The following is a 22234-nucleotide window of genomic DNA, read 5'->3' as shown; positions in this document are numbered from 1 at the left end:
TTCGGTCTACTTGAGCAACTGCTCAGGCGTCTCCTGCCGCCGATAGGGAAACACGTCGATCACCTTGCCCTCGCGGATCTGCTCCTGGAGGCCCTGCCAGTATTTGGCGTCGTAGAGGTTGCCGTGCAGCTTGGCGAATAGCCGGCGCTGGTTGAGGTCGACGAACAGGAAGCGCGGGAATTCTTCCGGGAACACGTCGTTGGGCCCCACCGAATACCAGGGCTCGGACGACATCTCGTCCTCGGGGAAGCGCGGCTCGGGGATGTAGCGGAAGTTCACCTCGGTGAGGTAGCAGATCTCGTCGTAGTCGTAGAACACCACCCGGCCGTGGCGGGTCACGCCGAAGTTCTTCAGCAGCATGTCGCCGGGGAAGATGTTCGCCGCCGCCAGTTGCTTGATCGCCAGCCCGTAGTCGTTCAGCGCCTCGCGGGTCTGCGCCTCGCTGGCGTTCTCCAGGTAGATGTTCAGCGGGGTCATGCGCCGCTCCGTCCAGCAGTGGCGGATCAGCACCACGTCGCCTTCCATCACCACCGTCGACGGCGCCACTTCCAGCAGTTCTGCCAGGCACTCCGGCTCGAACTTGCTCACCGGGAAGCGGAAGTCGGCGAACTGCTGGGTGTCGGCCAGGCGTCCGACCCGGTCGTGGTTCTTCACCAACTGGTACTTCTGGATCACCGTGGCGTGGTCGACGCTCTTCGACGGGTTGAAGCGGTCCTTGATGATCTTGAACACCGTGTTGAAGCCGGGCAGGGTGAACACGCTCATCACCATGCCGCGCACGCCGGGGGCCATGACGAAGCGGTCGTCGGTAGTCGCCAGGTGGTTGATCAGGGCGCGGTAGAACTCGCTCTTGCCCTGCTTGTAGAAGCCGATCGAGGTGTACAGCTCGGCCAGGTGCTTGCCCGGCAGCAGGCGCTTGAGGAAGGCCACCAGCTCGGCCGGCACCGGCACGTCGACCATGAAGTAGGAGCGGGTGAAGGAGAAGATGATCGAGACTTCCGCCTCGTCGGTGATCACCGTGTCGAACTGGATGCCGTGGCCCTCGCGGTGCAGCAGCGGGAACACCAGCGGCCACTGCTCGTCCGGGGTGAACAGGCGGCCCACCAGGTAGGCGCCCTTGTTGCGATAGAACACCGAGCCGATCAGCTCGATGGCCAGGTCCGGGTCCTTGCACACCCAGTCCGGCAGGTTGCTGTGCAGCAGTGCGTCGATCCGTTCGAGGTCGCGCTCGCGGTCGTCGTAGGGCACGTCGAAGCGGTAGTCGTCGAAGATCTTCTCCAGCGCCTGGCGCAGGTCGCCGCCCGGCCGGTAGGTGCGGGTGTAGGGCGCGCGGGCGTGGGCGCGCAGCGAGGGCCGGGTGGTGTGCACGAACATCGTGCCGTCGCTGATGTTGTCGTGGCTGAACAGCCCGCAGAAGATCGAGTTGAACCAGGTCTCGGCCAGCTCGTCGTCCAGCCGCAGGTCGATCTGCGCGATGTAGGCGCTCTTGATGATCGGCCAGCGCTCCACGTCCAGCAGCTCGCTGTCGGCCAGCCCCGCGCGCAGCCCGGCCACCGTCTCGGCGACCTTTTCCTCGTAGAGGTTGATCCGCTGCGCCGAGGCGCGCTGCGCTTCCTGCCACTGCGCCTGCTCGAAGCGGGCACGGGCGCCGTCGGTGATCTCGCGGAACTGCTCTCGGTAATCGTCGAAACCGCGCAGGATGAGGGCGGCGATTTCGCTGGCTGGGGCGCTCTGGACCATGCTGGCGTCCTTTCGTTGTTCGAAGGTCGAGCTTAGCCAGAGCCGCGCGGCAGGGAAAGCGCGATCTCCGACCGGCTGGTCGAGCCCGGCGCAGACGCTTATGCTGGGTGGCCAGACAGCCCAGGGATGACCGCAATGACCGCCGAATCGCCGACGATCCGCCTCGAACGCTACAGCGAACGCCACGTGGAAGGCCTCACCGCCCTGTACAACGACCCCGCCGTGGCCCGCCAGGTCCTGCAGATGCCCTACCAGTCGGTGGAGCAGCGCCGCAAGCGCCTGCACGACAGCGCGGACGACGACCGCCTGCTGATCCTCGTCGCCCTGCACCAGGGGGACGTCATCGGCAGCGCCAGCCTCGAACAGCACCCGCGCATCCGCCGCAGCCACAGCGGCAGCATCGGCCTGGGCGTCGCCGTCGCCTGGCAGGGCAAGGGCGTCGGCAGCCGCCTGCTCGGCGAACTGCTGGACATCGCCGACAACTGGATGAACCTGCGCCGCGTCGAACTCACCGTCTACACCGACAACGCCCCGGCGCTGGCGCTGTATCGCAAGTTCGGCTTCGAGACCGAAGGAGAAATGCGCGACTACGCGGTGCGGGATGGGCGCTTCGTGGATGTGTACAGCATGGCGCGCTTGCGGAGGGTCGAGGGGCGTGTGGGAGAGTGAGGGGCGGGCGCGACGAGAGGCTGCGGACCGGCGCGACCTCCTGGCTCGCCGGGCTTCCGTTCCACGACAGGTTCGTCCTGGGCTTCGGGCATACGGTGACAGTGGACAAGCAGCGCGGCTGTTATCTGGGAGGCGAGGGCGCGTGACGAAGGATCCTGCGACGGACAGCGGCCTGAACGTGCGCCTGGTCGCCGCGTTCGCCGGCTGGAAAGGCATTCCCTGGCTGTGCTGGGCCCACAGCGACCTGTCCCCGCGGCTGGTCCTGCATGCGGACCGTGTCGAGTTCCGCGTCATCCGCACGCGCTCGAAGCCGTATTCCAGCATTTCCCGGGTGGACTACCGGAAATGGCACTACACCGAGAACATCGTACTGGAGTTCACCGACTCGCTGACGACCTTCATCGGCAATACGATGAACCCCGCCACGGCACGGCAGGCGATTCGGTACTTGCAGGAAAAGGGCTGTCCGTTGTCGGAGCGGGCCAGCAACCTGGCCATGGCGTAGGGCGGATAACCGCAGTGCGGTTATCCGCCGGTTCGGCGCGGTATCAGCGGATAATGCCGTGGAATTATCCGTCTACGACTTTCCAAATCTCATCCATCCGTCGACCGCGTGACCTCTTCCCACGCCGCGATTTCCTCCTCCAGCGCCTTCAGCTTCTGCCGCACCAGCCCCAGTGCATCGCTGCCCAGCAGCAGGTGCGCCGGCGGGTTTTCCGCGTCGATGGCCTGGAGCATGGCGCGCGCGGCCTTGCGCGGGTCGCCCGGTTGCTTGCCGCTCTTTTCCTGGCGAGCCTGGCGGACCGGGTCGAAGAGCGCGTCGTAGTCGGCGATGGTGCGGGGGCTGCGGACCATCGAGCGGCCCGCCCAGTCGGTGCGGAAGGAGCCGGGGGCCACGGCGGTGACGGCGATGCCGAGGCCGGCCACCTCCTTGCCCAAGGCTTCGGAAACCCCTTCCAGGGCGAACTTGCTGCCGCAGTAGTAGGCGATGCCGGGCATGGTGATGTAGCCGCCCATGGAAGTGATATTGAGGATATGACCGCGGCGGCGCCGGCGCATGTAGGGCAGCACGGCCTGGATCATCGCGACCGCGCCGAACAGGTTGACCTCGAACTGCCGGCGCATCTCGGCCAGCGGCGACTCCTCGAGGATGCCTTCATGACCATAGCCGGCACTGTTCACCAGCACGTCCAGCGGACCGATGTCGCGCTCGATGGCTGCGACCGTCGGCTCGATGGCGGCAAGGTCGGTGACGTCCAGCAGCCGGCCGAAGGCCTGGCCCGGCGCCACGGCTTCCAGTGCGCTCCTGGCCTCCTCGCTGCGCACCGTGCCCACCACGCGGTGACCGGCATTCAGGGCCTCGCGGGCCAGGGCCTGGCCGAAGCCGCTGCTGGCGCCGGTGATCAACAGGGTCTTGCGAAACGACATGGTGTGACTCCGTTATGGGGGAATGAGTGCACAATACGCAGAAATTTCCCTATCTCAGAGACCGGAATTTCTCGTTTTATTGCCTGATTCTATGAGCGCATCACTGCCTGATTCAGAAGCCATCCGCTCCGCCGACCGACAGCGCATGGTCGCGTTGCTCGAAAACCTGGCGCCCCAGGAGGGCTACAACCTCACCGGGCTCGACAGCGTCCGCCTGCTGCGTTCGGATCGTCCGCTGGCGCGGACGCCGGTGCTCTACGATCCGGGGATCGTCATCGTTTGCCAGGGGCGAAAGCGCGGCTATTTCGGCGAGCAGATCTACCTGTACGACGAGCAGCACTACCTGGCCGTGGCGGTGCCGGTGCCGTTCACCATGGAGACCGATGCCACGCCAGAGCGACCGCTGCTGGCGATCTACCTGCACCTGGATTTCCCGCTGGCGGCCGGGCTGGCGGTGGAGATCGACCGTCAGCGCGCGCTTGCGCAGGTCGAAGCGCCGCGCAGTCTGATGTCCAGCCCTATGGACGCGCCGCTGCGGGCATCGGTGTTGCGCTTCCTGGAGGCGCTGGGCGATCCGCTGGAGACAGCGATCCTCGCGCCTGCGCTACTGCGCGAGCTGTACTTCCGCGTGCTCACCGGCCCTCAGGGCGGCGCCATGCGCGCGGCACTGGCCATGCGCGGGCGCTTCGGCAACATTGCCCGGGCGCTGCGCCGCATCCACGCGCAATACGCCGAGCCGCTCGAGCTGGCGCAACTGGCGGGCGAGGCGGGGATGAGCGTGCCGTCGTTCCACAGCCACTTCAAGGCGATCACCCAGACCTCGCCGATGCAGTACCTGAAGTGCACACGCCTGCACCAGGCGCGTCTGCTGATGGTGCGCCAGGGCATGAGCGCCCAGGACGCCTGCCATGCGGTCGGCTACGCCAGCGCTTCGCAGTTCAACCGCGAATTCAAGCGTCTGTTCGGCCGTTCGCCACTGGCCGAGGCCCGACGCCTGCGCGCGGGATTCTCGCTGCCGCCGGCGCAGGGGGAGGCGGAGTACGTGTCGTCGCATTAGGGCGAGCGTGGAGTCGGTTCGCCTTCCTGCTCTTGGCCGAGTTCGCTAGGTGAATGTCGGTTGCATTGCCGCTGTTGGCGTCTCGGTGCAGTGACAGTCCTGGCCGAGTGACGCGAATCCTGCGCGGGGTGTGCAAGCCGTTACCCGTACCGACTGCACTGTTTGCCTATCCATCCGGTGCCGCCTGCCGTAATGGTCGGGTCCTTGCGTGCTTGGCGATGGAGTCTCGAAATGATTGGGTTTTACGACTTGTAAGTTGGGAGTTTTCTTACTTCTAACTCAGGATTTTCAATTTTCTATAAATGCCACACTTCCCGCATCTTCAACTCATCGCTTTCCATCCTGCCATTTGCAAACCCAATGACGCCTCATGCCTTTGCTCGCTGGAATCTTCTGCTTCTGGTCGCTTCCATCTTTGCCGGACTTGTCTTTGCTCCGAGTGCCGATCTTTCCGCCTTGCCCACTCCTGAAGCCCGGAAGTGGGTTCTGGTGGAAGTTCCGTCCGTTGCGGTTGATACGACGGTTGCCGGCAAGTTGGCTGGAATGTCGTGGTGGGGGAGAACCGTGGACGAGGAGCGCGAAGCTGAATCGAAGCGGGTTTCGGTGGGCGTGGATGGAGTGGCGCTAATCAAGGTCGATTGGCTGCTACGCGGCATTGTCCGCGATGAAGGCGGCATCTTCGCCCTTGTTGCCAAAAGCGCCGAGGGGCCTCTGCGGCGTTTTGCGGCGGGCGCCACTCTGCCTGGCGGCGAGCGTCTGGAGAGCATCACTGAACAAGGAATCCGCTTCTCGTTCTCGCAGGACGGGAACACCCAGGGTTTTGAAAGGAAACTGTATGCACCCTTGCCATAGGCCGAGCTTTGCCTTCTTGCGCCACCCGTTGTCCATTGTCGTCTGTCTGGCCCTATTGGCAGGTTGCAGTACTTCCCCATTGCAGTTTCCCGAACCATTGCTCGCGAAGTCGGAAAAAGCCAAGGCAACCGAGGGCGTAGCCCTGGTGAGCGACGACGGAAAGAAAGCTCCGGCATCGTTGGCTGTTCCGAAGACGGAGTTCAGTGGCACGCCCACATCGCCTCGGTCGATCGTAGGCGGTGTAGTCGATCGAATGGACAAGGCGATCCTCGACGACAAGAAGGCTGACATCAGTCTGAACGTGGAGGACGTGCAGCTTGCCGCATTCATCAACGAGGTATTCGGCAACATCCTCGGTTTGCCGTTTGAGATCGAAAGCGCTCTGAAGGAAAAGACTGATCGCGTGACCGTTCGTTTGGAACAGCCGCAGACTGCACAGATGGTCTACGAAGTCGCGCGCCAGGTGCTCGTCAACTACGGCGTGGAGATACTCCACCAAGGCGATATCTATCGCTTCCAGATCAAGCAGGTAGGGCTCAGCCCGGACGAGCCGCCCATTCTCATCAGTGGCGAAGCACGGCCTAGTGTGCCGATTGCCTATCGGCCGGTATTTCAATTCGTGGCGTTGCACAGCGTCGACCCCAAGGATGTGATTCCCTGGTTGAACAGTGCCTACGAAAAATCCGGCCTGAGCGTGATGGCCGATGGTGCGCGGAGTGGCTTGATGCTCAAGGGCATGTCTTCCATCGTCAACCAGGCCACCGAAGCCGTCCGCCTTCTCGATCAACCTTTCATGCGTGGACGTCACAGCCTGCGTATCGACCCGGCCTTCGTCAGTGCTGCCGACATGGCCAGTCAACTCAAGAGCGTGATTGCGGCGCAAGGCTACAGCGTCGGTATCGGCGAAGCGGTCGGCAGCATAATGCTGGTACCGCTGGAAAGTTCCAATGGCCTCATCGTCTTTGCCAACGATGGCCAGCTTCTCGACTTGGTGCGCGAGTGGGCGCAGCAGGTCGACAGGGCTCCGATGGCGGTTGCCGCAGGTATCGGCGAGGAGAAGGAAGGGCTGTTCTTCTACGAAGCTCGCAATACCCGTGTCACCGAACTGGCCAAGTCGTTGCGGGCATTGGTATCGGGGTTCGCTGGGGAGGGTGCCTACGGGATCACCTCCGGACTGCAAAGCAGCGCTTCCAAGCGATCTGGCGGTGGCAGGCGCGCCGGAGAAGATGGCGCGGCACCGGCGGTCGCTCCCTTGCTGCAAGCCGCAGGTGCCGCCGCGTTGGTGGGGGGCGACAGTGCTAACGGTTTGCTCGGTGGCTTGGCGGCCGGTATCAGCGGCAGCGGCACCATAGTGGAGGACGAGAATCGAAACGCCATCTTGTTCCGAGGAGCGGCGCGTACCTGGCAGCAGATGCAGGGCTTGCTCCGGGAAATGGACAAGCCGGCCCGCCAGGTATTGATCGAGGTGACGGTGGCCAGCGTAAGTCTCAGCGACACCCAGGAGTTGGGCGTGGAGTGGGAGATGCTCAACGGCAGTTTCAATAGCGCGACCTCGACCGGAAGCAAGGGCAGCGCCGGGAAAGGAGGCTTCAACTACGTCATCAACACCGCCGGAGGCAATACCGCAGCCATCCAGGCAATGGCGGACAATCAACGAGTCCGGGTACTCGCCACTCCCCGTATCTTGGTCAAGAGCGGCGAGCAGGCCAACATCAATGTCGGTCGGGATATTCCTATCCCAACGGCTCAGGTCAACGACGACAGCACCACTGCTGGAAGCACCAACCTGCGCAATGAAATTGCCTACCGCTCTACCGGCACAATTTTGAATGTCGCCCCCGTAGTCTACTCGGATAGTCGGGTCGATCTTACGGTCAGCCAGGAGTTGAGCGACAGTGGCGGTTCTTCCGGCGGCGGTGGCAAGGCCAGTGGCGGAGGAATCAGCGCTCCGGAGATTTCCAGGACGTCGCTGGAAACATCGCTTACGTTGAAAAGCGGTGGGTCGGTGCTGATGGGGGGGCTGATTCGGGACAACATAACGGACTCCAACGCTGGCGTGCCTCTCCTGAAGGACATTCCCGGGATCGGTTTCCTCTTCGGACGCCAGAAAGCCGTGAAGACCCGTGAAGAAGTCATCATGTTGATCCAGCCTTACGTGCTGGAAAGTGATGCCGATGCCAGGGAAGTGACGGAAAAGCTGCGCGCCATGCTGAGCAAGACACTGGCCTGCTCCGATAGACCGGGCGCCTGCCGTATGGAATGAGGTCGGTCACCTGCAACACTCATCTAGACGACTCTCGTCGTGCTTCCCGATAGGCCTGGAACTTTCCGCGCCGTATCCATCCATAAAAATCTATTGCGAATCTTCTTTCTAAATGCTCAAAAGTAGCCTTTTACTTCTGGGTGTGACCCGGTTTTTAGAAACGTTTGTTCGTGATCGCTTAGATATTCTTAAGAATTTTCTCTATTTTACGGTTTTTGTTTTTACCTTCTTTCGTAGGAAAATTCATTTATTAAATAGGAAGAGGTGAAAACGCACTTTTTGCTATTGCTGAGGTGCTTTGGCAATTATATAAAGCCATCCGTTGGTGCCTGTGTGGCCACTTCAGGTAGTGGTTGGGCGTCAATTCGATCGGTGTCACCGGAATGATTGGAAGTATTCATGGTGTCAGGCCTGTCGATGTGTTGGTTGATTACCGATACATGATCATTAGCGTGTCGTCCAAAGATGGACACTTGACTGGAATGCTCAATATAAACGCTTCAAGGAGTTATTTTCTCATGCTCAAAAGAACACTACTCAGCGCCGCTGTAGCTTCGGCACTGTTTGCTGGAGTCGCGAACGCTGCCGGAGTGGTTGCTATTGCCACAAGCCCCACTCTGGAGGCGAACTCGCCTGGTGCAACCGAGCAGTACGGACCAGGACAGGCCAACTATGTCGTCGGCAAGAGTGTGGAAAATGGTGCCAACCTCGACAGCAAGGCGGCCAACATCACCCTGGCTCAGGAGATTTTCGGCAACAAGTCCGAAGAAACTACCTTTGACCTGCCCAGCGTTACCTACACCATCGATCCAGTGAAGGCTGGAAATGCCGCTGCGGGCCACACCATCAAGCTGACCCTTGGTCGTACCGTCGTGCGCTTCGCCAAGGCCGTGACCGCCAACCAGATCAAGATCGGCGCCCTGGCGGCGGGTAGCGGCTTCGTCATCACCAGCGGCACTGGCGCCACCGACAACACGCTTGAGCTGCGCCTCGACCAGGCGGGTGCCGACATGATCAAGCAGACCGCGACCGGCGGCAACGTGGTGTTCTTCAACTTCCGCGAGCCGAGCAGCCAGGACAGCCAGCCTGCCAAGGTCACCAACATGCGCGCTCCACTTCAGGGCGATGCCACCTTCGTGGCTGGATCCTGGAATCCGAAAGTGAGCCTGCAAAACGACCCGCTGAACGAATTGCGTTTCCAGGTCACGGTTTCCGCACAGTTCGATACCACCACTGGCGCCGATGCCGGCAACCCTGCGAATAACGACTCTGCACCGCCCCTGACCATTTTCACTTCGTTGCCCGCGGTTTACTGGGATGTTCTCAACACCAACCAGTATGGGCAGAATCGCGTCCTGCATCCGTTGAACCTGAACAATCAGGATCGCTCCTTCGATACCACGGTGTCCGTCGGTGGCGATAACACCGATTATTATGGTGCCAACTATGCGCGTCTGGGCGCCGTACGGCTCGGCATCAATACGGATGTGCTCAACGAGGCGGGTCGAACCGTGTTTGGTTTCGCCGGTGGCGACAAGGTGACCAGCACCCTGTCGGGTAACTTCAACGGGATCAGCGACATCGGCCTGACCACCGGGAACTGCTCCGCCTTTGCCGCCAATCCGGGGTCTGCCGCCAAGCTCTGGAATTCTGCCGCCATCGAAGGTGTAGTGGATGCGCAGGGCAACGGTACTTTGCCGGTATCGTTCGACAACTCGAATATCAACCAGACCTACAACGTCTGCGTGAAGGCTTCCGGCACCGTGCCGATGCAGGCGCTGCAACGTTTCGATGTGGGTGATCTGAAGGTCGACTTCGAGAACGTACGCTATGTCGACCGTACCATTGCAGGCAACCGTCTCGACGAGTTCTGGAAGAACAGTTGCGTCGCCAGTCTGTTCAATCTGCCTGGCTCCAATGTTTCCGACCAGTTCTTCATTCGTCTGACCAACACCAGCGACGATGGTCGGGACGGCAAGGTGCGCGGGGTACTGTTCGACCAGAACGGTAAGCGTTATCCGGCGACTGGCAGCACCTACCTGACCGACTCGAGCGGGAAGACTGCCCTGAAAGCGCACGAAACCGGTGTGTACACCGTAACCGAAGTAGCCCAGGCCTTCGGTATCGACGGTACCAACTGGAACGGTGCCAACGGTCGCGCACGTTTGGTCCTGGAAGGCGAGTTCCCAACTTGCGAGGCGCTCGGCCTGATCCGCTCTGCCAATGGCACCATCACCAACATGACCTCCACCACCCAAGGCAACTTCAACGAAGATGGCTCGTCCACCTCGGAGAACCACAAGGCTGGTAACAACCGCAACTAAGTCACTTTAGCTGCAGGCCAAAGGAGGCGATCTTCTCGATCGCCTCCTTTTCCACTGGGTAAGTAGAAAGAGAGTGCGTTAAAGACGGGCTCGATGGGAGTTCTTACCCCTGAAAACCCAGCTCTGTACGTATCAAGGTGAGGCGAGATGCGCGTATTGGTCACAGGAGGTGCAGGATTCATTGGCTCTCATGTGTTGGTCGAACTCTTAGGCCAAGGCGCCAAGGTTGTGGTTCTGGATAATCTTGTCAACGGTTCTTCGGAATCTCTAAAGCGAGTGGAAAGAATAACCGGGCATCCGGTTGGCTTCGTACTGGGAGATGTTAGAGACAGTCTTCTTGTTGAGCGCCTGCTGATCGATGAGAAGGTTGATGCGGTCATTCATCTGGCGGGGTTGAAAGCTGTTGGAGAAAGCGTTGATGACCCGCTGGAGTATTACGAGAGCAACGTTCAGGGAACTATTTCGCTGCTACGCGCCATGCAGAGGGTCGGGGTATTCAAGATTGTCTTCAGTTCTTCCGCAACGATCTATCAGATGCCTGGCACCTTGCCTATATCCGAGAGTTCGAAAGTGGGAGGCGTGGCCAGTCCCTATGGCCGGACAAAACTGACTGCCGAGCACATGCTCGATGACCTGGCTCGCTCCGATGCGCGTTGGTCCATCGCGGTGCTCAGATACTTCAACCCCATCGGTGCTCATGAAAGCGGCCTCATCGGTGAGGACCCATGCGGTACCCCAAACAATCTTCTGCCCTATATCGCCCAGGTTGCAGTGGGACGTTTGAGTCGGTTGACGGTACATGGCGGCGACTATCCGACTATCGACGGGACGGGAGTCCGGGACTACATCCATGTTTGCGACCTGGCAGCAGGACATACCAGGGCGCTCGAATACCTGGGGCAGGGGCACGGCTACCACGTCTGGAATCTTGGGACGGGCACCGGCTATTCGGTCTTGCAGGTCATCGAAGCTTTCGAGCGAGTCTCTGGCAGGCGCATTCCCTTTACGGTGTCCGGTCGCCGCCCAGGCGATGTGGCCGAGTGCTGGGCGGATGTTTCCAAGGCGGAGCGAGAGTTGGGCTGGAAGGCGGGGCTGGGTCTCGAATGCATGATTGCGGATGCCTGGCGCTGGCAGGTTTCCAATCCGAGTGGGTATTCATGAATCACGCCGCTGTTGTCGATGGGTTGCCTTTTAGCAACCTTGCGCTGATCTCCAATCAGGCTTTTTCAATCTACAATTTTCGTGGCGATTTCATTCGAGAGGTCGTACGTCGAGGAGCGAAGGTCTACGCTTTCGCTCCAGACTACGACGAGGTGACAAGCCGTCAAGTTTCGGAGCTTGGAGCAATTCCGGTTTCCTACAGCTTGAAACGTGCGGGCATGAATCCCTTTCAGGAGTTGCACGCGCTCCTGAGCCTGATCTGCAAGCTGCGGGCGCTGAAGATCGATGCCGTGTTCAGTTACTTTATAAAGCCCGTTATCTACGGTGGTATCGCGGCTTTTTTGACGGGCGTCAGATTACGCTATTCGATGATCGAAGGCGCTGGTTTCATCTATTCGGAAGAAGGCTATACCCATTTTCTACGGAAGCTGCTTAGGCATGTCGTGACCTGTTCGATCAGGTTGGTCCTTCGGTTCTCGTCTCGTGTATTTCTGCTCAATCAGGATGACTATGACCTGTTTGTGAGCACTCGGCTGGCCAAGACGGGACGTGCCTTGATATTGCCGGGTATAGGCGTCGATCTTGATTATTTTGCCGCGAGTTCTCCCGTGTTGCGGCCTATTACTTTCGTGTTTGTCGCTCGTCTTCTCAAGGAGAAAGGTATCTATGATTTTGTGGAAGCCGCGAGAATCGTTAGAAAACGCAGTCCGCTCGCGCGTTTTCTGGTCTTGGGAGGCGTCGACAGTAATCCAGGAAAGGTTTCACGGGAAGAAATGAACCAGTGGGTAGCCGAAGGCTTGTTGGAGTGGCCTGGCCATGTGCATGACATCAAGGCATGGGTGGCCAATACGAGTGTATTCGTGCTGCCATCCTATTATAGAGAAGGTGTGCCGAGAAGTAGTCAGGAGGCCATGTCCCTGGGGAAACCTGTGATAACGACTGACTGGACGGGATGTCGTGAAACGGTACTGGATGGTGTCAATGGGTTTCTGGTACCGATCAAGAGTCCGCAGAGTTTAGCCGCGGCAATGTTGAAGTTCATCGAGTCGCCTTCGCTCATCGCACGTATGGGAGAAGCCAGTAGATCGTTGGCGGAACAGCGCTATGACGTTTTCAGGATAAACAATACGATGCTTTCTGCGTTGTAGGGATCTGGCTGTGAGTTGTATGAATGGTAAGGCGCCGGTACTTGCGGCCGTAGATATAAGCAAGGGTTTTAGAGTCTACAGGGCTCCTCATCAAAGGATGTTGCAGGCCATCTGGGGTGAGAGAAAGAAGTTTTATTCGGAATTCTGGGCTCTGCGGAATGTGAGTTTCCAGGTTTTTCCTGGGGAGGTGGTTGGAGTAATCGGCTGCAACGGCTCCGGGAAGTCCACCTTGCTGCAGATACTTGCGGGTACCTTGCGCCCTACGAGTGGACAGGTGGTTCGCCCAGAAAGGGTAGCGGCATTGTTGGAGCTGGGGGCCGGTTTCAACATGGAGTACACCGGCAGGGAAAACATAATCTTCAATGCCATGCTTCTTGGACTGGGCGAGCAGGAGATTTCTGAACGCCTCGACGAGATAATCCAGTTTGCCGATATCGGTGAGTTCATCGATCGTCCGGTTCGAACATATTCGAGCGGTATGTTCGTGCGTTTGGCTTTCTCCATTGCGGCATATGTCGATGCCGATGTGCTGATCGTGGACGAGGCCCTGGCGGTAGGTGACGCCGCGTTTCAGTTCAAATGCCTGAACCGGCTTGAAGAACTGCTGCTGAAAGGCATCACCATCCTGCTGGTCTCCCACGATATACAGTTGATCAAGAGTTATTGTAGTCGAGCGATCTATCTATCCAAAGGTAGAGTGATATTCGATGGCGACTGTGAAACAGCCACGGAACTCTATCTGCGGGACAGTATAGAGACACAGCGGGCGGAAGTCCGCTCAGGAAGCCTGATCGCTTCTGGCGAACACGGGAACTCGGTAATTGCATATGGAAATGGGCAGGGCAGGTTTCTATCCATCCGCATGGGTGTACTTGACGAAGCCCGGGATTACTTCGATTCGGGCGAACGTGTCTGGGTCGAGGTACTTGTGCAATTTGACCTACCCGTCCCGGAGCACCCAAAGATCACCCTGACTATCCGTGACCAGCGCGGTTACAACCTCTATGGCATAAACAATTTATTGCAGGGCAAGGCTCTGAATGTCGAGCCTGACGGGCGCTTGAGAACACGTATCAGCTTCGACTGCGACTTGCAGGCCGGCGAATACGCCTTGACGTTTCGTCTGGAGAACTCTTTGTCGGAGTCCGTTTGCGAACTCATGGATAAACAGGTCAATGCGGCGATATTCAGGGTCTTCAATTCGCCCAAGTGCTTCGATGCAGTGGTGAATCTGCATGGAGCATTCGAGCCGGTTTCGTTCTGCTGCGAGACCCGGGCTACCCAATGAAGTCATCGTCTTTGACCATGGTATTCGTCGTCCACGCCGGCGAGCTGGAAATTAAGTCTGCCGTGTTGGCGGCTTCTCTACGCAAATGCTTTGGCTTTTCCATAGATATCATTGCCGCATGTCCATCGGGAAAGGCTGACTGGGGTGTGCCAAGCGATGCATCCCAGCGCTTATATGAGCGTTTGGGCATTCCTCTTTTGCCTATGGATAGTCCTTTCGGGCCAGAGTATCCAATAGGCAACAAGTTTTCGGCGTTGGCGCTGGGGCCGGCTGTTGGGCATACGTTGTTTCTCGACAGTGACATGATCTGTGTCGATGCATTCGAAGCTGACATGCTTTGTCGTTTCGACGCGGCACTCAAACCTGCCGATATGGCATTGGTGGAAAAACAGAACGATTACTGGCAACGCATATACGCCCATGCGGGATCGGCATTGCCTGGAGATCGGGTAGTGACCACTTGTTCCGGGGAAGCGATGCCTGCGTACTATAACGCTGGCTTTATCCTGGTACGTGATGCCAGGCGTTTCGCCGAAGTCTGGTACAGGCTCGCCGAACGCGTCCATGCGGACCCGCTGATCACCAACAAGATGCCCTGGCTGGACCAGCTGACGCTACCCGTCGCTCTGCACGCGTTGAACTACAAGACGAGAGCGCTCAGCGAACGGTTCAATTATCCGCTTCATATCAAGCCGCTATCCGCTGCGTCCCTACCGCCCTTCTTCTGCCACTACCATTCTCTCGACACACTTGTCCGCGAGCGTTCGCTATGGGCCGAACTGGACGAACTGGCCAAGCGTTTCCCTGAGCTGCGCGAAGTGCTTGCGCTGGATGCCAACTGGAAGAAGGCAATCCTGGCTCCTGCGCCTCGGCTGGCTTTCTCGGAAGGTGATTCCACCGGCACTGTCGAGGCCGGACAGGACCTGGTGATCACCGGGATTCCCCGGAGCGGAACCAGCCGTCTATGCCGTCTGCTCTCCCAGCAGCCCGACACCGTGGTGCTCAATGAACCTCCTCAGGTATTCGAAGCGCTGAAACTCTCGCCTCTTCCTTGGGGACTGCCACGCTACTACGCAGAGTTACGTCGCGACATCCTGGCGGGCAGGCCCGTGCCGAACAAGCATGTGAATGGCCGCCTAGTCGACGACACTGCCAGGGGCAACGATCAGTCCAGCGACTATTTCGCTGAGGTGCGGGGGGCTTCGTTTCACCTGGGAACGAAGAACACGCTTGCCTATATCGCCCGGCTGCCCCTGATCCGCAAGGTCATGCCGACGGCGTTGCTGATCGCAACCATCCGTCATCCCTACGACACCCTGAACTCCTGGGCGAACACCTTCGAGCACCTGCGCCAGGCTGCCGTCGAACGCCAGCCGTTCGGATGTCCCGATGACCTGGCCCTCACGGGATGGCAGCGCAAGGCACTGCTGGCCATTGCCGATACCGACCACCTAGCTGTCCGGCGTGCTCTGTGGTGGCGTTACCTGGCACTGCAACTGGAGGACGCCGGGGATTACGTCCAGTTGTTGCGCTGCGAGGACTTCGTCGAGGCGCCGCAAACGACCTTGGCCGCTCTGCGAAACAACCGCACCTTGCCTTTCGACGAGCCTGTGGCATGGAGCAAGGGGCTGGCGCCGGACGAGCAGGAGCTGGTTGCCAACATAGTCTGCGACGTTGCCGAGCGATTCCACTACGTCTTGTAGAACCGGGAGAACCCTTATGCCGGATATCAGTTTAATCATGAATTTCCATGCGGAAGACGTGCTGGCGCATTGGAGCCTGCTGGGTTTTCAACGCATGCGTGAATTCGCGTCGCACCATGGGGTTTCCGTGCAGTTGGTGGCGGTGCTCGACCGCGCCTCGCAAACGACTCGGCGAATCGTCAGGCAGCATCCGGTCCTGCGCGAGGGCGACAAGGTCCTTCAGGTCGAGCATGGCGATCTCGGGCTTTCCCGGAACGCCGGGATCGATAGCGCGGATGCGTCCACGGTGGGGGTGTTGGATGGCGACGACTACTGCTCGGCGAACTGGTTGGTCGAAGCCCTGCAGGTGGTATCCGAGAAGGGCAATGGCGTCGTGGTCCATCCCGAGTACACGGTGAGCCATGGAGCCTGCCATTTGCTGGGGCGTTCGGTAGATCAACTGAGCGAAGACTATCCCGTGGAAAGTTGCTTCAAGCATCACCCATGGGTTTCCGTTGCCGTAGCCGAGAAAGCCGTATTCCAGGAGCTTCCATACCTGGAGACCCGAGTGGGGAAATCCGGCTTCGGTTATGAAGATTGGCATTGGAATCTCGAGGTGATTGCGTCCGGTCGGAAGCACACCCTGGCTAGCGGCACCTGCCTGTTCTATCGCCGCAAGGAAGCATCGATGCTGGCCGCCATGGGCGCGCTGAACGCAGTGGTTCGCCCCGGACGATTCTTCGATGGACGGTGTTTCGATCACTAGCCGGCTTCTCTGGGGCCGGGGAGGCACATGCCTGCCGCGGCAGCCCCGCATCGATGAGCCGAGCATCCAGCACTTCTACCAAGTGGAACTTTCCTGATGAGCCTGAACGGCAGACTGAAAGCTCGTGCGGCCAGCTTCGCTCGCACAGCCTATCCACCTATTCTTGGATCGTTGCGGCGGGTGCTCTCCGAGCGCCAATTACAACGCTTCATACTGGTCTGCGACCGTTTGAAGGGCTGGTTGCTCAAGGAGGCAGTCGTCGTACCGTCACCCTCTCCGATGGCGCTGCCGCCATGGATAGTCGACGAAATGAAGGCGTTGGCCCGGATCGAGCCTGCCCTGTATCCCTCGGCGGCGAAGCTGCGCGTTTTCACTTCCTGGAAGGCCCCGATAGATAACGGACCGGCGCAACTGTACCGGGGATGTCTGGCGGACTTCATCGAATATGCGCCGGATATGGTCTTCCTCGTCCCGCATTTGCAGCGTGGTGGCGCTGACCTGGGAATCCTGCATCATGTGCGGTTATGCGCCGAGATGGGCGTGAAGGTGACGGTAGTGGTCACGCGGGATGTGGTGTCTCCCTGGCTCAACCGGCTTCCGGCGGAGGTTCGGGTGGTGGAATTCGGACGCCTGGGCAATCTGCTCGGCGAGGAGGACCGGCGCCTGGTACTGCTGCGCCTTTTGCTGCAATGTCCTGCCAGGAGTATCCACATCATCAACTCGCAACTGGCCTGGGAACTGCTCGAGCGGCATGGCAAGACGTTGACGTTCGAGGGTAAGCGGATTTACGCCAGCGTCTTTTGCGACGACCTGGACGGCAATGCGGTTCGCTGCGGCTATGCCAGCGAGTTCCTCCCACGGTCTTGGATGCACCTGGCGGGCCTGCTTTCGGATAACCGGACCTTCCTCCAACAGATTCACGAGCGGGACGGCATTCCGCCGGAGCTCATGCATGGGCTCTACTTTCCCGCCAGCGACCATGCAGAGGCGATTCCGACCGCAGGCTCGACGATTCTTTGGGCCAGCCGTATCTCGCCGCAGAAAAGGCCGGGCCTGCTCTACGAGATTGCCCTGGCGCTTCCCGAATACCTGTTCGAAGTCCATGGCGAGGTCGATCCTGCTTGCAGGGGAGAAACCCAGAGGAAGCTGCGACGCCTGCCGAATGTCAGGCTTCATGGGCGTTACGACTCCTTCCAGGCCCTGGCTCGGCAGGGGCGATATGCGATGTTGCTGTATACCTCTCGCTATGACGGCTTGCCGAACATCCTGCTCGAAGCCACTGCCGCAGGGCTGCCCATAGTCGCCCCCGACGTCGGGGGTATCGCTGAGTTCCTGAATACCGAAACGGGCTATCTGGTTGGCGCTGACGCCGATGCCGGCGAGTTCGCAAGGGCAATCAGGAGTGCGCTGGGCAATCCCGTGGAGACGGCGAGACGGGTGAAACGCGCCCGCGAGTTGCTGACGCGACGTCATGGCTGGGCCGCATTCAGGGATGCGGCCAGGAACATACCCGGCTACCTGCCTGGGGGCGTGCGGCCTGAGCAAGAGGTCTCCATGGAAACCGAACCGGTGTCCAGGTGAAGGGCGTGAGGTCGGCCCATTTTCTGCAACGTCTGCTATTTTCCCTACCGCCTGCTTTTCGTTCGTGGCTGGGAGAGAAGGGAAGGCTCCTGGTCCATCTTGTCCTCGATATCGGTTCGGCCTCGGCGCTCCGGCAGGTTTCCGGACACGCCACTCCGTGGGATCCGCAGAAGCCCCTGCTGAGCGTGGTCATTCCCTGCTTCAACCATGGGAGGTATTTGAGGCGCGCGCTTGATAGCCTGGCCCGGCAGAGCTTCCAGGACTTCGAGATCATTCTGGTCGACGATGGTTCTGATGACCCTTCGACCCTGGACCTCCTCGAGGCTCTCCAGGAGCCCGGCATGACGCTCCTGCGCCAGCCCAATCGTGGGCCATCCGCCGCGCGGAATGCCGGTGTGGCGCGGGCGAGGGGGCGTTATATCTGCTGCCTGGATGCGGATGACTGGCTGGCGTCCACCTATTTGGAAAAGTGCCTGGTCTTGCTGGAGGGAAACTCTGGCGTCCGCCTGGCGTACAGCTGGGTCCAGGTGGTGGGAGAGGAGCATCGGCTGCATCGTTCCGCCGGCTTTCATCCCGGACTGTTGCGTTACTTCAATCCGTTCTGTGTCTCTGCGATCTTTCATCGCGATGACTGGCTGGCGGTAGGCGGTTTCGACGAAGCTAGGCAGGCACAGTTCGAGGATTGGGATTTCTGGATCGCCCTGGTCGGATGTGGGGTGCGAGGCAGGCTGATCAGGGAACCCCTGTTGTTCTATCACCGCCAGGTCGGCTCCAGACTGGAGACCGGCAAACGTCATGCCTTGAGTTCTTACAAGCGTATGCGGACTCGCCATCCTCGCTTCTATCGAGGGAGTCCATTTCTTCGAGGGCAGCGGCAAGGCTATTACGACTGCTGGGCATATCCTCCTCTGCTCAACCTCTCCCGCGCCGACCAATACAACGCCGTCATATCCGATGCGGTAGCCGTGGTGGCCGACAGACCGCTCACCGAGGACTGGAACGCATGGCGTCGACAATTCGATGAGCTGCCAGCGTCCTCGACGGTTTTCGTCATTGCCGGTGGATGCCGGAAGCTCCCGGGCTGGCTGCTGGAGAGGGCGAGCGCCATCTACTGGCTGGACGACCTGCTGCACGAGCGGCAATGGTCGGCTTTCATCGATAACTTCAGGCGGACCCGCGGAATCTCCAAGGTGTTTTCCGTGGGCAGGACGGCGTGGTGAAGGTTCTTTCGCGAGGTCCCGTCGCCGATGCCGTGCCGTTGCTGTCCATCCTCACGGCCTGCGATTGCAGCGTGGAGGAACTCGAACGAATCGCCGCATTTCTCGAGACGCAGACGCTGAAACGCTGGCGCTGGCTTCATTGCCCAGGAGTGGACAGTGACTGTCTGCCGGTAGAGGGGATGGCGGTACTGTACTTGCCGCGAGCACCGGCAGCCCTGAGGGCGACTGCTCTGGAAGAGGCGATCTGGTTCCTGCTGTCCCGACCGACCCTGCCGTGGGTCGAACTTCGCGAAGATGCGCGCCGCGGCGACCTCTTCGTCAGTCGCAGGTCGTTGCCCGAGGGCCGTATTGGCGCAAGGCTGAACGGGCGCAGGCAGCCTTGCTCGCCGGCCATGCTGGCGCCGGGGGGCTTGCCTAAGGCACCGGGAAAGCGCCTGTTGCTGCTGGCGCCCTGGCTTGAGCCAGGCGGAGCGGATCGTTGCAATCTGGATATGCTTCGAGCCTTGGCCCGGGAGGGCTGGATGCTGACGGTGGTCGCCAGCCTGGCGGCCGAGCATAGGTGGCGGGATCGTTTTACCGCGCTCACTGCGGATGTCTGGGTGCTCCCGGACTTTCTGGCTGCCGAGAAAGCTTGCGGCTTCCTTGCTTATCTGGTGGACAGTCGACAACCCGACCTGATGCTGCTTTCCAACTCTGCATTCGCCTATGACGTGCTGGGGTACGTCCGGACCCGCTACCCGGGCTTGCCCGTGGTCGACCTCAATCATATGGAGGAGGGCTGGGACGATGGCGGCCATCCGGGTAGAGCCGCTCGATGCACTGCCTTGCTGGACAGGCACTGGGTCGTATCCGGGCACCTGCGCCACTGGCTGCTCGACCGTGGCGTCGAGGCGAGCAAGGTCGAGGTGTTGCACTGGTTCGCCGATGTGGACTCGTGGAAACCCGACAGCCTGACGCGCGCGAAGGTCCGAGCGCGCCTGGGAATAGCTCCGCAGTGCGTAGTGATCGCCTATGCGGGGCGGCTCTGCGCGCAGAAGCGACCGGAGCTGTTTGCCGCCAGCCTTGGCGAGTTGGCGCGCCGTGGTAGTGATTTCGTCGCGTTGGTACTGGGCGATGGCGAGCTGGCAGGGGAGCTGCGGAACGACCTCCGGCGCCATGGCTTGGCCGGGCGGGTACGGATGCTGGGCTGGCAGGACGAGGCTGCGTTGCGCGAGTTGTTCCAGGCCTCCGATATATTTTTCCTGCCATCGGCCGGCGAAGGTATCGCACTGGTTCTCTACGAGGCGATGGCGTGCGGAATGGCCATAGTCGCAGCCGATGTCGGCGGTCACGCAGAACTGGTCTCTGCCCACTGCGGCTTCCTTGTTCCGCGGCGCGATGCCGAACGAGAGGCCAGGGATTACGCCGCTAGGCTCGAGAGCCTCATGCGCGAACCGGAAATGCTGAGGCGGATGGGGCAGAACTCCGCACGCCGCATCCGCGAAGCATTCACCTTGTCTCTTTTCGAGCGGCGTTTGCGGGAGTTGCTGGAACGCGTGCCGGTTTCGACTCCATGCGGCGTTTGCACGGATAGTCCGGTGCCTGCCCTGGGGGCGGCCAGGCTGTCCATGCAATGGGCGTCCTACCGACTGGCAAACGGATTGCGCTGCCGGCTGGATATCCAGAAGCACGGCCGTTTTTCAAGATTCCTGGAGCGATGCGCGAAGGGGGTGTTCTTCTTGCGCACATTCGGGGCGAAGGCGCTTTGGCAAAAGATCAGGAAGCACTGAATGAATAGGGAGGTTTCATCCATGACGCCCAGGGTGGTGGTGATTCTCGGCATGCATCGCTCCGGTACGAGCGTACTTTCCGCCGGACTCGAGGCGCTCGGGGTCGAGTTTGGCGAGAATCTGATCCCACCCAGGCCGGACAACCCCAAGGGATACTGGGAAGATGCCCGCCTGGTGGCTTTCAATGACAGAGTCCTGGCCCTGTGCGGGTTTTCGTCGGGCGACGTCGGGTTGTCCAGTCGCCGGGTGCTGGGCGTCGAGCGATTCGAAGAGATCGTGCAGCAGGCCATGGCGCTTTTGACTGAGCTACTGGCAGGCAAGGCGCTGCTGGGTATCAAGGATCCGCGTATGCCGCGTCTGATGCCGATCTGGCAAGCCGCGTTCGATGCATTGGGGCTATGGGTCGACTATGTCATTGCGGCTCGCCATCCTCTTAGCGTCGCGGAGTCTCTTGCTGCCCGTGACCACTTGAGTCGGGAAAAGAGCCTGATGCTCTGGTACGAACATTCCTGTCGCTCGATGCAGTGGGCGCTCCACAAGGGGGCCGTGGTGGTCGACTACGATCGATTGCTGGCTCTGCCGCGACAGGAACTGAGCCGTATTGGCCATCGACTTTCCTTGCCGGTGGACGAGTCGGCTTGCGCCCGCTTCGTCGGTGATGTCCTGGATGTCGCATTGCGTCACTCATCCCATGATGCGAGCGCGTTGGCTGCCGCAGCGGGAAGCTTTCAGGCGCTGCTCGAGGTGCATGAGGCACTGCAGCAGCTTGCCGTGGACCGGTTCAACATCGAAGGGTGGGAGGGCCTGGAGCGGGAATTCAGCAGAGCGATGCCGTTGCTGGAGTACGTGGGGGAGCTGGACAGGCAACTCTGGCAATCGGCTTCGTCCCACAACGAGAGCATGACGCGGTTCAGCGAGCAGGTGGCTGACCTGGCCATGAGCTGTACCGCACAGAGGCAACTGAACGATGGACTGAGAGATCGCTTGCTTGAGGCCGGTGCTCGGGACGAACAGAACGAACGAGCCATGCGGGAACTTTCTCGGCGATTGTCGGTGTGTCGCGAAGAACTTGTTTCCGCTCAGCGCAATCTCGCCGAAACGGACAACTTGCTACGGCGCACGCAGGTAGATCGCGATGATACTCACGCCCGTTTGATGGCTATATTGGACAGTCGCTTCTGGCGTTTCACGAAACCATTGCGAAACCTGTCCCGTCTGTTCGGCAGCGAGACGGGGTGTCCCTGAGCGCAAGCTGGAAGTGGTGTTGCGGACGGTTCGTGCCTCCA

The 22234-nt window shown here is 60.3% G+C and carries 17 protein-coding genes; 15 read left to right on the top strand and 2 right to left on the bottom strand.

Annotation, left to right across the window (positions count from 1 at the left end; all coding sequences use genetic code 11):
* Positions 1-6 precede the first annotated feature (6 nt).
* Positions 7-1740: a bifunctional isocitrate dehydrogenase kinase/phosphatase gene (gene aceK / locus VQ067_RS19085; protein ID WP_003133326.1), complete on the bottom strand. Its 1734-nt coding sequence runs from the start codon at positions 1738-1740 to the stop codon at positions 7-9.
* A gap of 135 nt (positions 1741-1875) precedes the next feature.
* Here aceK and VQ067_RS19080 point away from each other — a divergent pair, with 135 nt between their 5' ends.
* Together VQ067_RS19080 and VQ067_RS19075 are read left to right on the top strand one after the other, a co-directional pair.
* Positions 1876-2409 carry a GNAT family N-acetyltransferase gene (locus VQ067_RS19080; RefSeq protein WP_003109583.1) on the top strand — a complete coding sequence of 178 codons (534 nt, stop codon included), beginning with the start codon at positions 1876-1878 and terminating at the stop codon, positions 2407-2409.
* 142 nt (positions 2410-2551) lie between these two features.
* Positions 2552-2914 carry a hypothetical protein gene (locus tag VQ067_RS19075; RefSeq protein ID WP_003082890.1) on the top strand — a complete coding sequence of 121 codons (363 nt, stop codon included), beginning with the start codon at positions 2552-2554 and terminating at the stop codon, positions 2912-2914.
* Between the two features lie 89 nt (positions 2915-3003).
* Here VQ067_RS19075 and VQ067_RS19070 read toward each other — a convergent pair whose 3' ends face one another.
* Complete coding sequence (locus tag VQ067_RS19070; RefSeq protein WP_003086966.1) at positions 3004-3837, bottom strand: oxidoreductase; 834 nt, start codon at positions 3835-3837, stop codon at positions 3004-3006.
* A gap of 91 nt (positions 3838-3928) precedes the next feature.
* Between VQ067_RS19070 and VQ067_RS19065 the strand changes: the two genes are divergently transcribed.
* From VQ067_RS19065 to VQ067_RS19005, 13 genes are all read left to right on the top strand, one after another.
* Entirely contained in the window at positions 3929-4894 is a 966-nt protein-coding gene (locus VQ067_RS19065) for an AraC family transcriptional regulator (RefSeq protein WP_033991682.1), read from the top strand.
* Positions 4895-5254: 360 nt separating this feature from the next.
* Complete coding sequence (locus tag VQ067_RS19060; protein WP_023980797.1) at positions 5255-5746, top strand: hypothetical protein; 492 nt, start codon at positions 5255-5257, stop codon at positions 5744-5746.
* On the top strand, positions 5730-8009 hold the full coding sequence (locus VQ067_RS19055; RefSeq protein ID WP_031686013.1) for a type II secretion system protein GspD: 2280 nt from the start codon (positions 5730-5732) through the stop codon (positions 8007-8009). Before VQ067_RS19060 ends, VQ067_RS19055 begins: the two co-directional genes overlap by 17 nt.
* Before the next feature lie 518 nt (positions 8010-8527).
* Positions 8528-10333, top strand: coding sequence for a hypothetical protein (locus VQ067_RS19050; protein ID WP_079381499.1), 1806 nt, complete (start codon positions 8528-8530; stop codon positions 10331-10333).
* A gap of 147 nt (positions 10334-10480) precedes the next feature.
* Positions 10481-11494 (top strand): UDP-glucose 4-epimerase GalE, encoded by a 1014-nt coding sequence (gene galE, locus VQ067_RS19045; protein WP_023092057.1) that lies wholly within the window; start codon positions 10481-10483, stop codon positions 11492-11494.
* A gap of 23 nt (positions 11495-11517) precedes the next feature.
* Positions 11518-12642 (top strand): glycosyltransferase family 4 protein, encoded by a 1125-nt coding sequence (locus VQ067_RS19040; protein ID WP_033938844.1) that lies wholly within the window; start codon positions 11518-11520, stop codon positions 12640-12642.
* Between the two features lie 19 nt (positions 12643-12661).
* On the top strand, positions 12662-13930 hold the full coding sequence (locus tag VQ067_RS19035) for an ABC transporter ATP-binding protein (RefSeq protein ID WP_031627960.1): 1269 nt from the start codon (positions 12662-12664) through the stop codon (positions 13928-13930).
* Positions 13931-14076: 146 nt separating this feature from the next.
* Positions 14077-15633, top strand: a complete 1557-nt coding sequence (locus VQ067_RS19030; RefSeq protein WP_033938843.1) for a sulfotransferase — start codon at positions 14077-14079, stop codon at positions 15631-15633.
* Positions 15634-15649: 16 nt separating this feature from the next.
* Positions 15650-16378 carry a glycosyltransferase family A protein gene (locus VQ067_RS19025; RefSeq protein ID WP_023092053.1) on the top strand — a complete coding sequence of 243 codons (729 nt, stop codon included), beginning with the start codon at positions 15650-15652 and terminating at the stop codon, positions 16376-16378.
* A gap of 96 nt (positions 16379-16474) precedes the next feature.
* Positions 16475-17959, top strand: a complete 1485-nt coding sequence (locus tag VQ067_RS19020) for a glycosyltransferase family 4 protein (protein WP_023126313.1) — start codon at positions 16475-16477, stop codon at positions 17957-17959.
* Between the two features lie 5 nt (positions 17960-17964).
* Entirely contained in the window at positions 17965-19179 is a 1215-nt protein-coding gene (locus tag VQ067_RS19015) for a glycosyltransferase family 2 protein (RefSeq protein WP_169311249.1), read from the top strand.
* On the top strand, positions 19176-20948 hold the full coding sequence (locus tag VQ067_RS19010) for a glycosyltransferase family 4 protein (RefSeq protein ID WP_033991679.1): 1773 nt from the start codon (positions 19176-19178) through the stop codon (positions 20946-20948). Before VQ067_RS19015 ends, VQ067_RS19010 begins: the two co-directional genes overlap by 4 nt.
* On the top strand, positions 20949-22193 hold the full coding sequence (locus tag VQ067_RS19005) for a sulfotransferase family protein (protein WP_033991678.1): 1245 nt from the start codon (positions 20949-20951) through the stop codon (positions 22191-22193).
* Positions 22194-22234: the final 41 nt, after the last annotated feature.

The organism is Pseudomonas sp. KBN12P06040, from assembly GCF_037574965.1.
Classification (GTDB): Bacteria; Pseudomonadota; Gammaproteobacteria; order Pseudomonadales; family Pseudomonadaceae; genus Pseudomonas; species Pseudomonas aeruginosa.
The sequence above is the reverse complement of the archived record's forward strand: the minus strand, read 5'-3'. Positions and strand labels throughout refer to the sequence as shown.

Excerpts from the sequence above, each read along its gene's own strand:
- aceK (WP_003133326.1), bottom strand. The coding sequence starts at position 1,740 with ATGGTCCAGAGCGCCCCAGCCAGCGAAATCGCCGCCCTCATCCTGCGC.
- VQ067_RS19080 (WP_003109583.1), top strand. The coding sequence starts at position 1,876 with ATGACCGCCGAATCGCCGACGATCCGCCTCGAACGCTACAGCGAACGC.
- VQ067_RS19070 (WP_003086966.1), bottom strand. The coding sequence starts at position 3,837 with ATGTCGTTTCGCAAGACCCTGTTGATCACCGGCGCCAGCAGCGGCTTC.
- VQ067_RS19065 (WP_033991682.1), top strand. The coding sequence starts at position 3,929 with ATGAGCGCATCACTGCCTGATTCAGAAGCCATCCGCTCCGCCGACCGA.
- VQ067_RS19060 (WP_023980797.1), top strand. The coding sequence starts at position 5,255 with ATGACGCCTCATGCCTTTGCTCGCTGGAATCTTCTGCTTCTGGTCGCT.
- VQ067_RS19055 (WP_031686013.1), top strand. The coding sequence starts at position 5,730 with ATGCACCCTTGCCATAGGCCGAGCTTTGCCTTCTTGCGCCACCCGTTG.
- VQ067_RS19050 (WP_079381499.1), top strand. The coding sequence starts at position 8,528 with ATGCTCAAAAGAACACTACTCAGCGCCGCTGTAGCTTCGGCACTGTTT.
- galE (WP_023092057.1), top strand. The coding sequence starts at position 10,481 with ATGCGCGTATTGGTCACAGGAGGTGCAGGATTCATTGGCTCTCATGTG.
- VQ067_RS19035 (WP_031627960.1), top strand. The coding sequence starts at position 12,662 with ATGAATGGTAAGGCGCCGGTACTTGCGGCCGTAGATATAAGCAAGGGT.
- VQ067_RS19025 (WP_023092053.1), top strand. The coding sequence starts at position 15,650 with ATGCCGGATATCAGTTTAATCATGAATTTCCATGCGGAAGACGTGCTG.
- VQ067_RS19020 (WP_023126313.1), top strand. The coding sequence starts at position 16,475 with ATGAGCCTGAACGGCAGACTGAAAGCTCGTGCGGCCAGCTTCGCTCGC.
- VQ067_RS19005 (WP_033991678.1), top strand. The coding sequence starts at position 20,949 with ATGAATAGGGAGGTTTCATCCATGACGCCCAGGGTGGTGGTGATTCTC.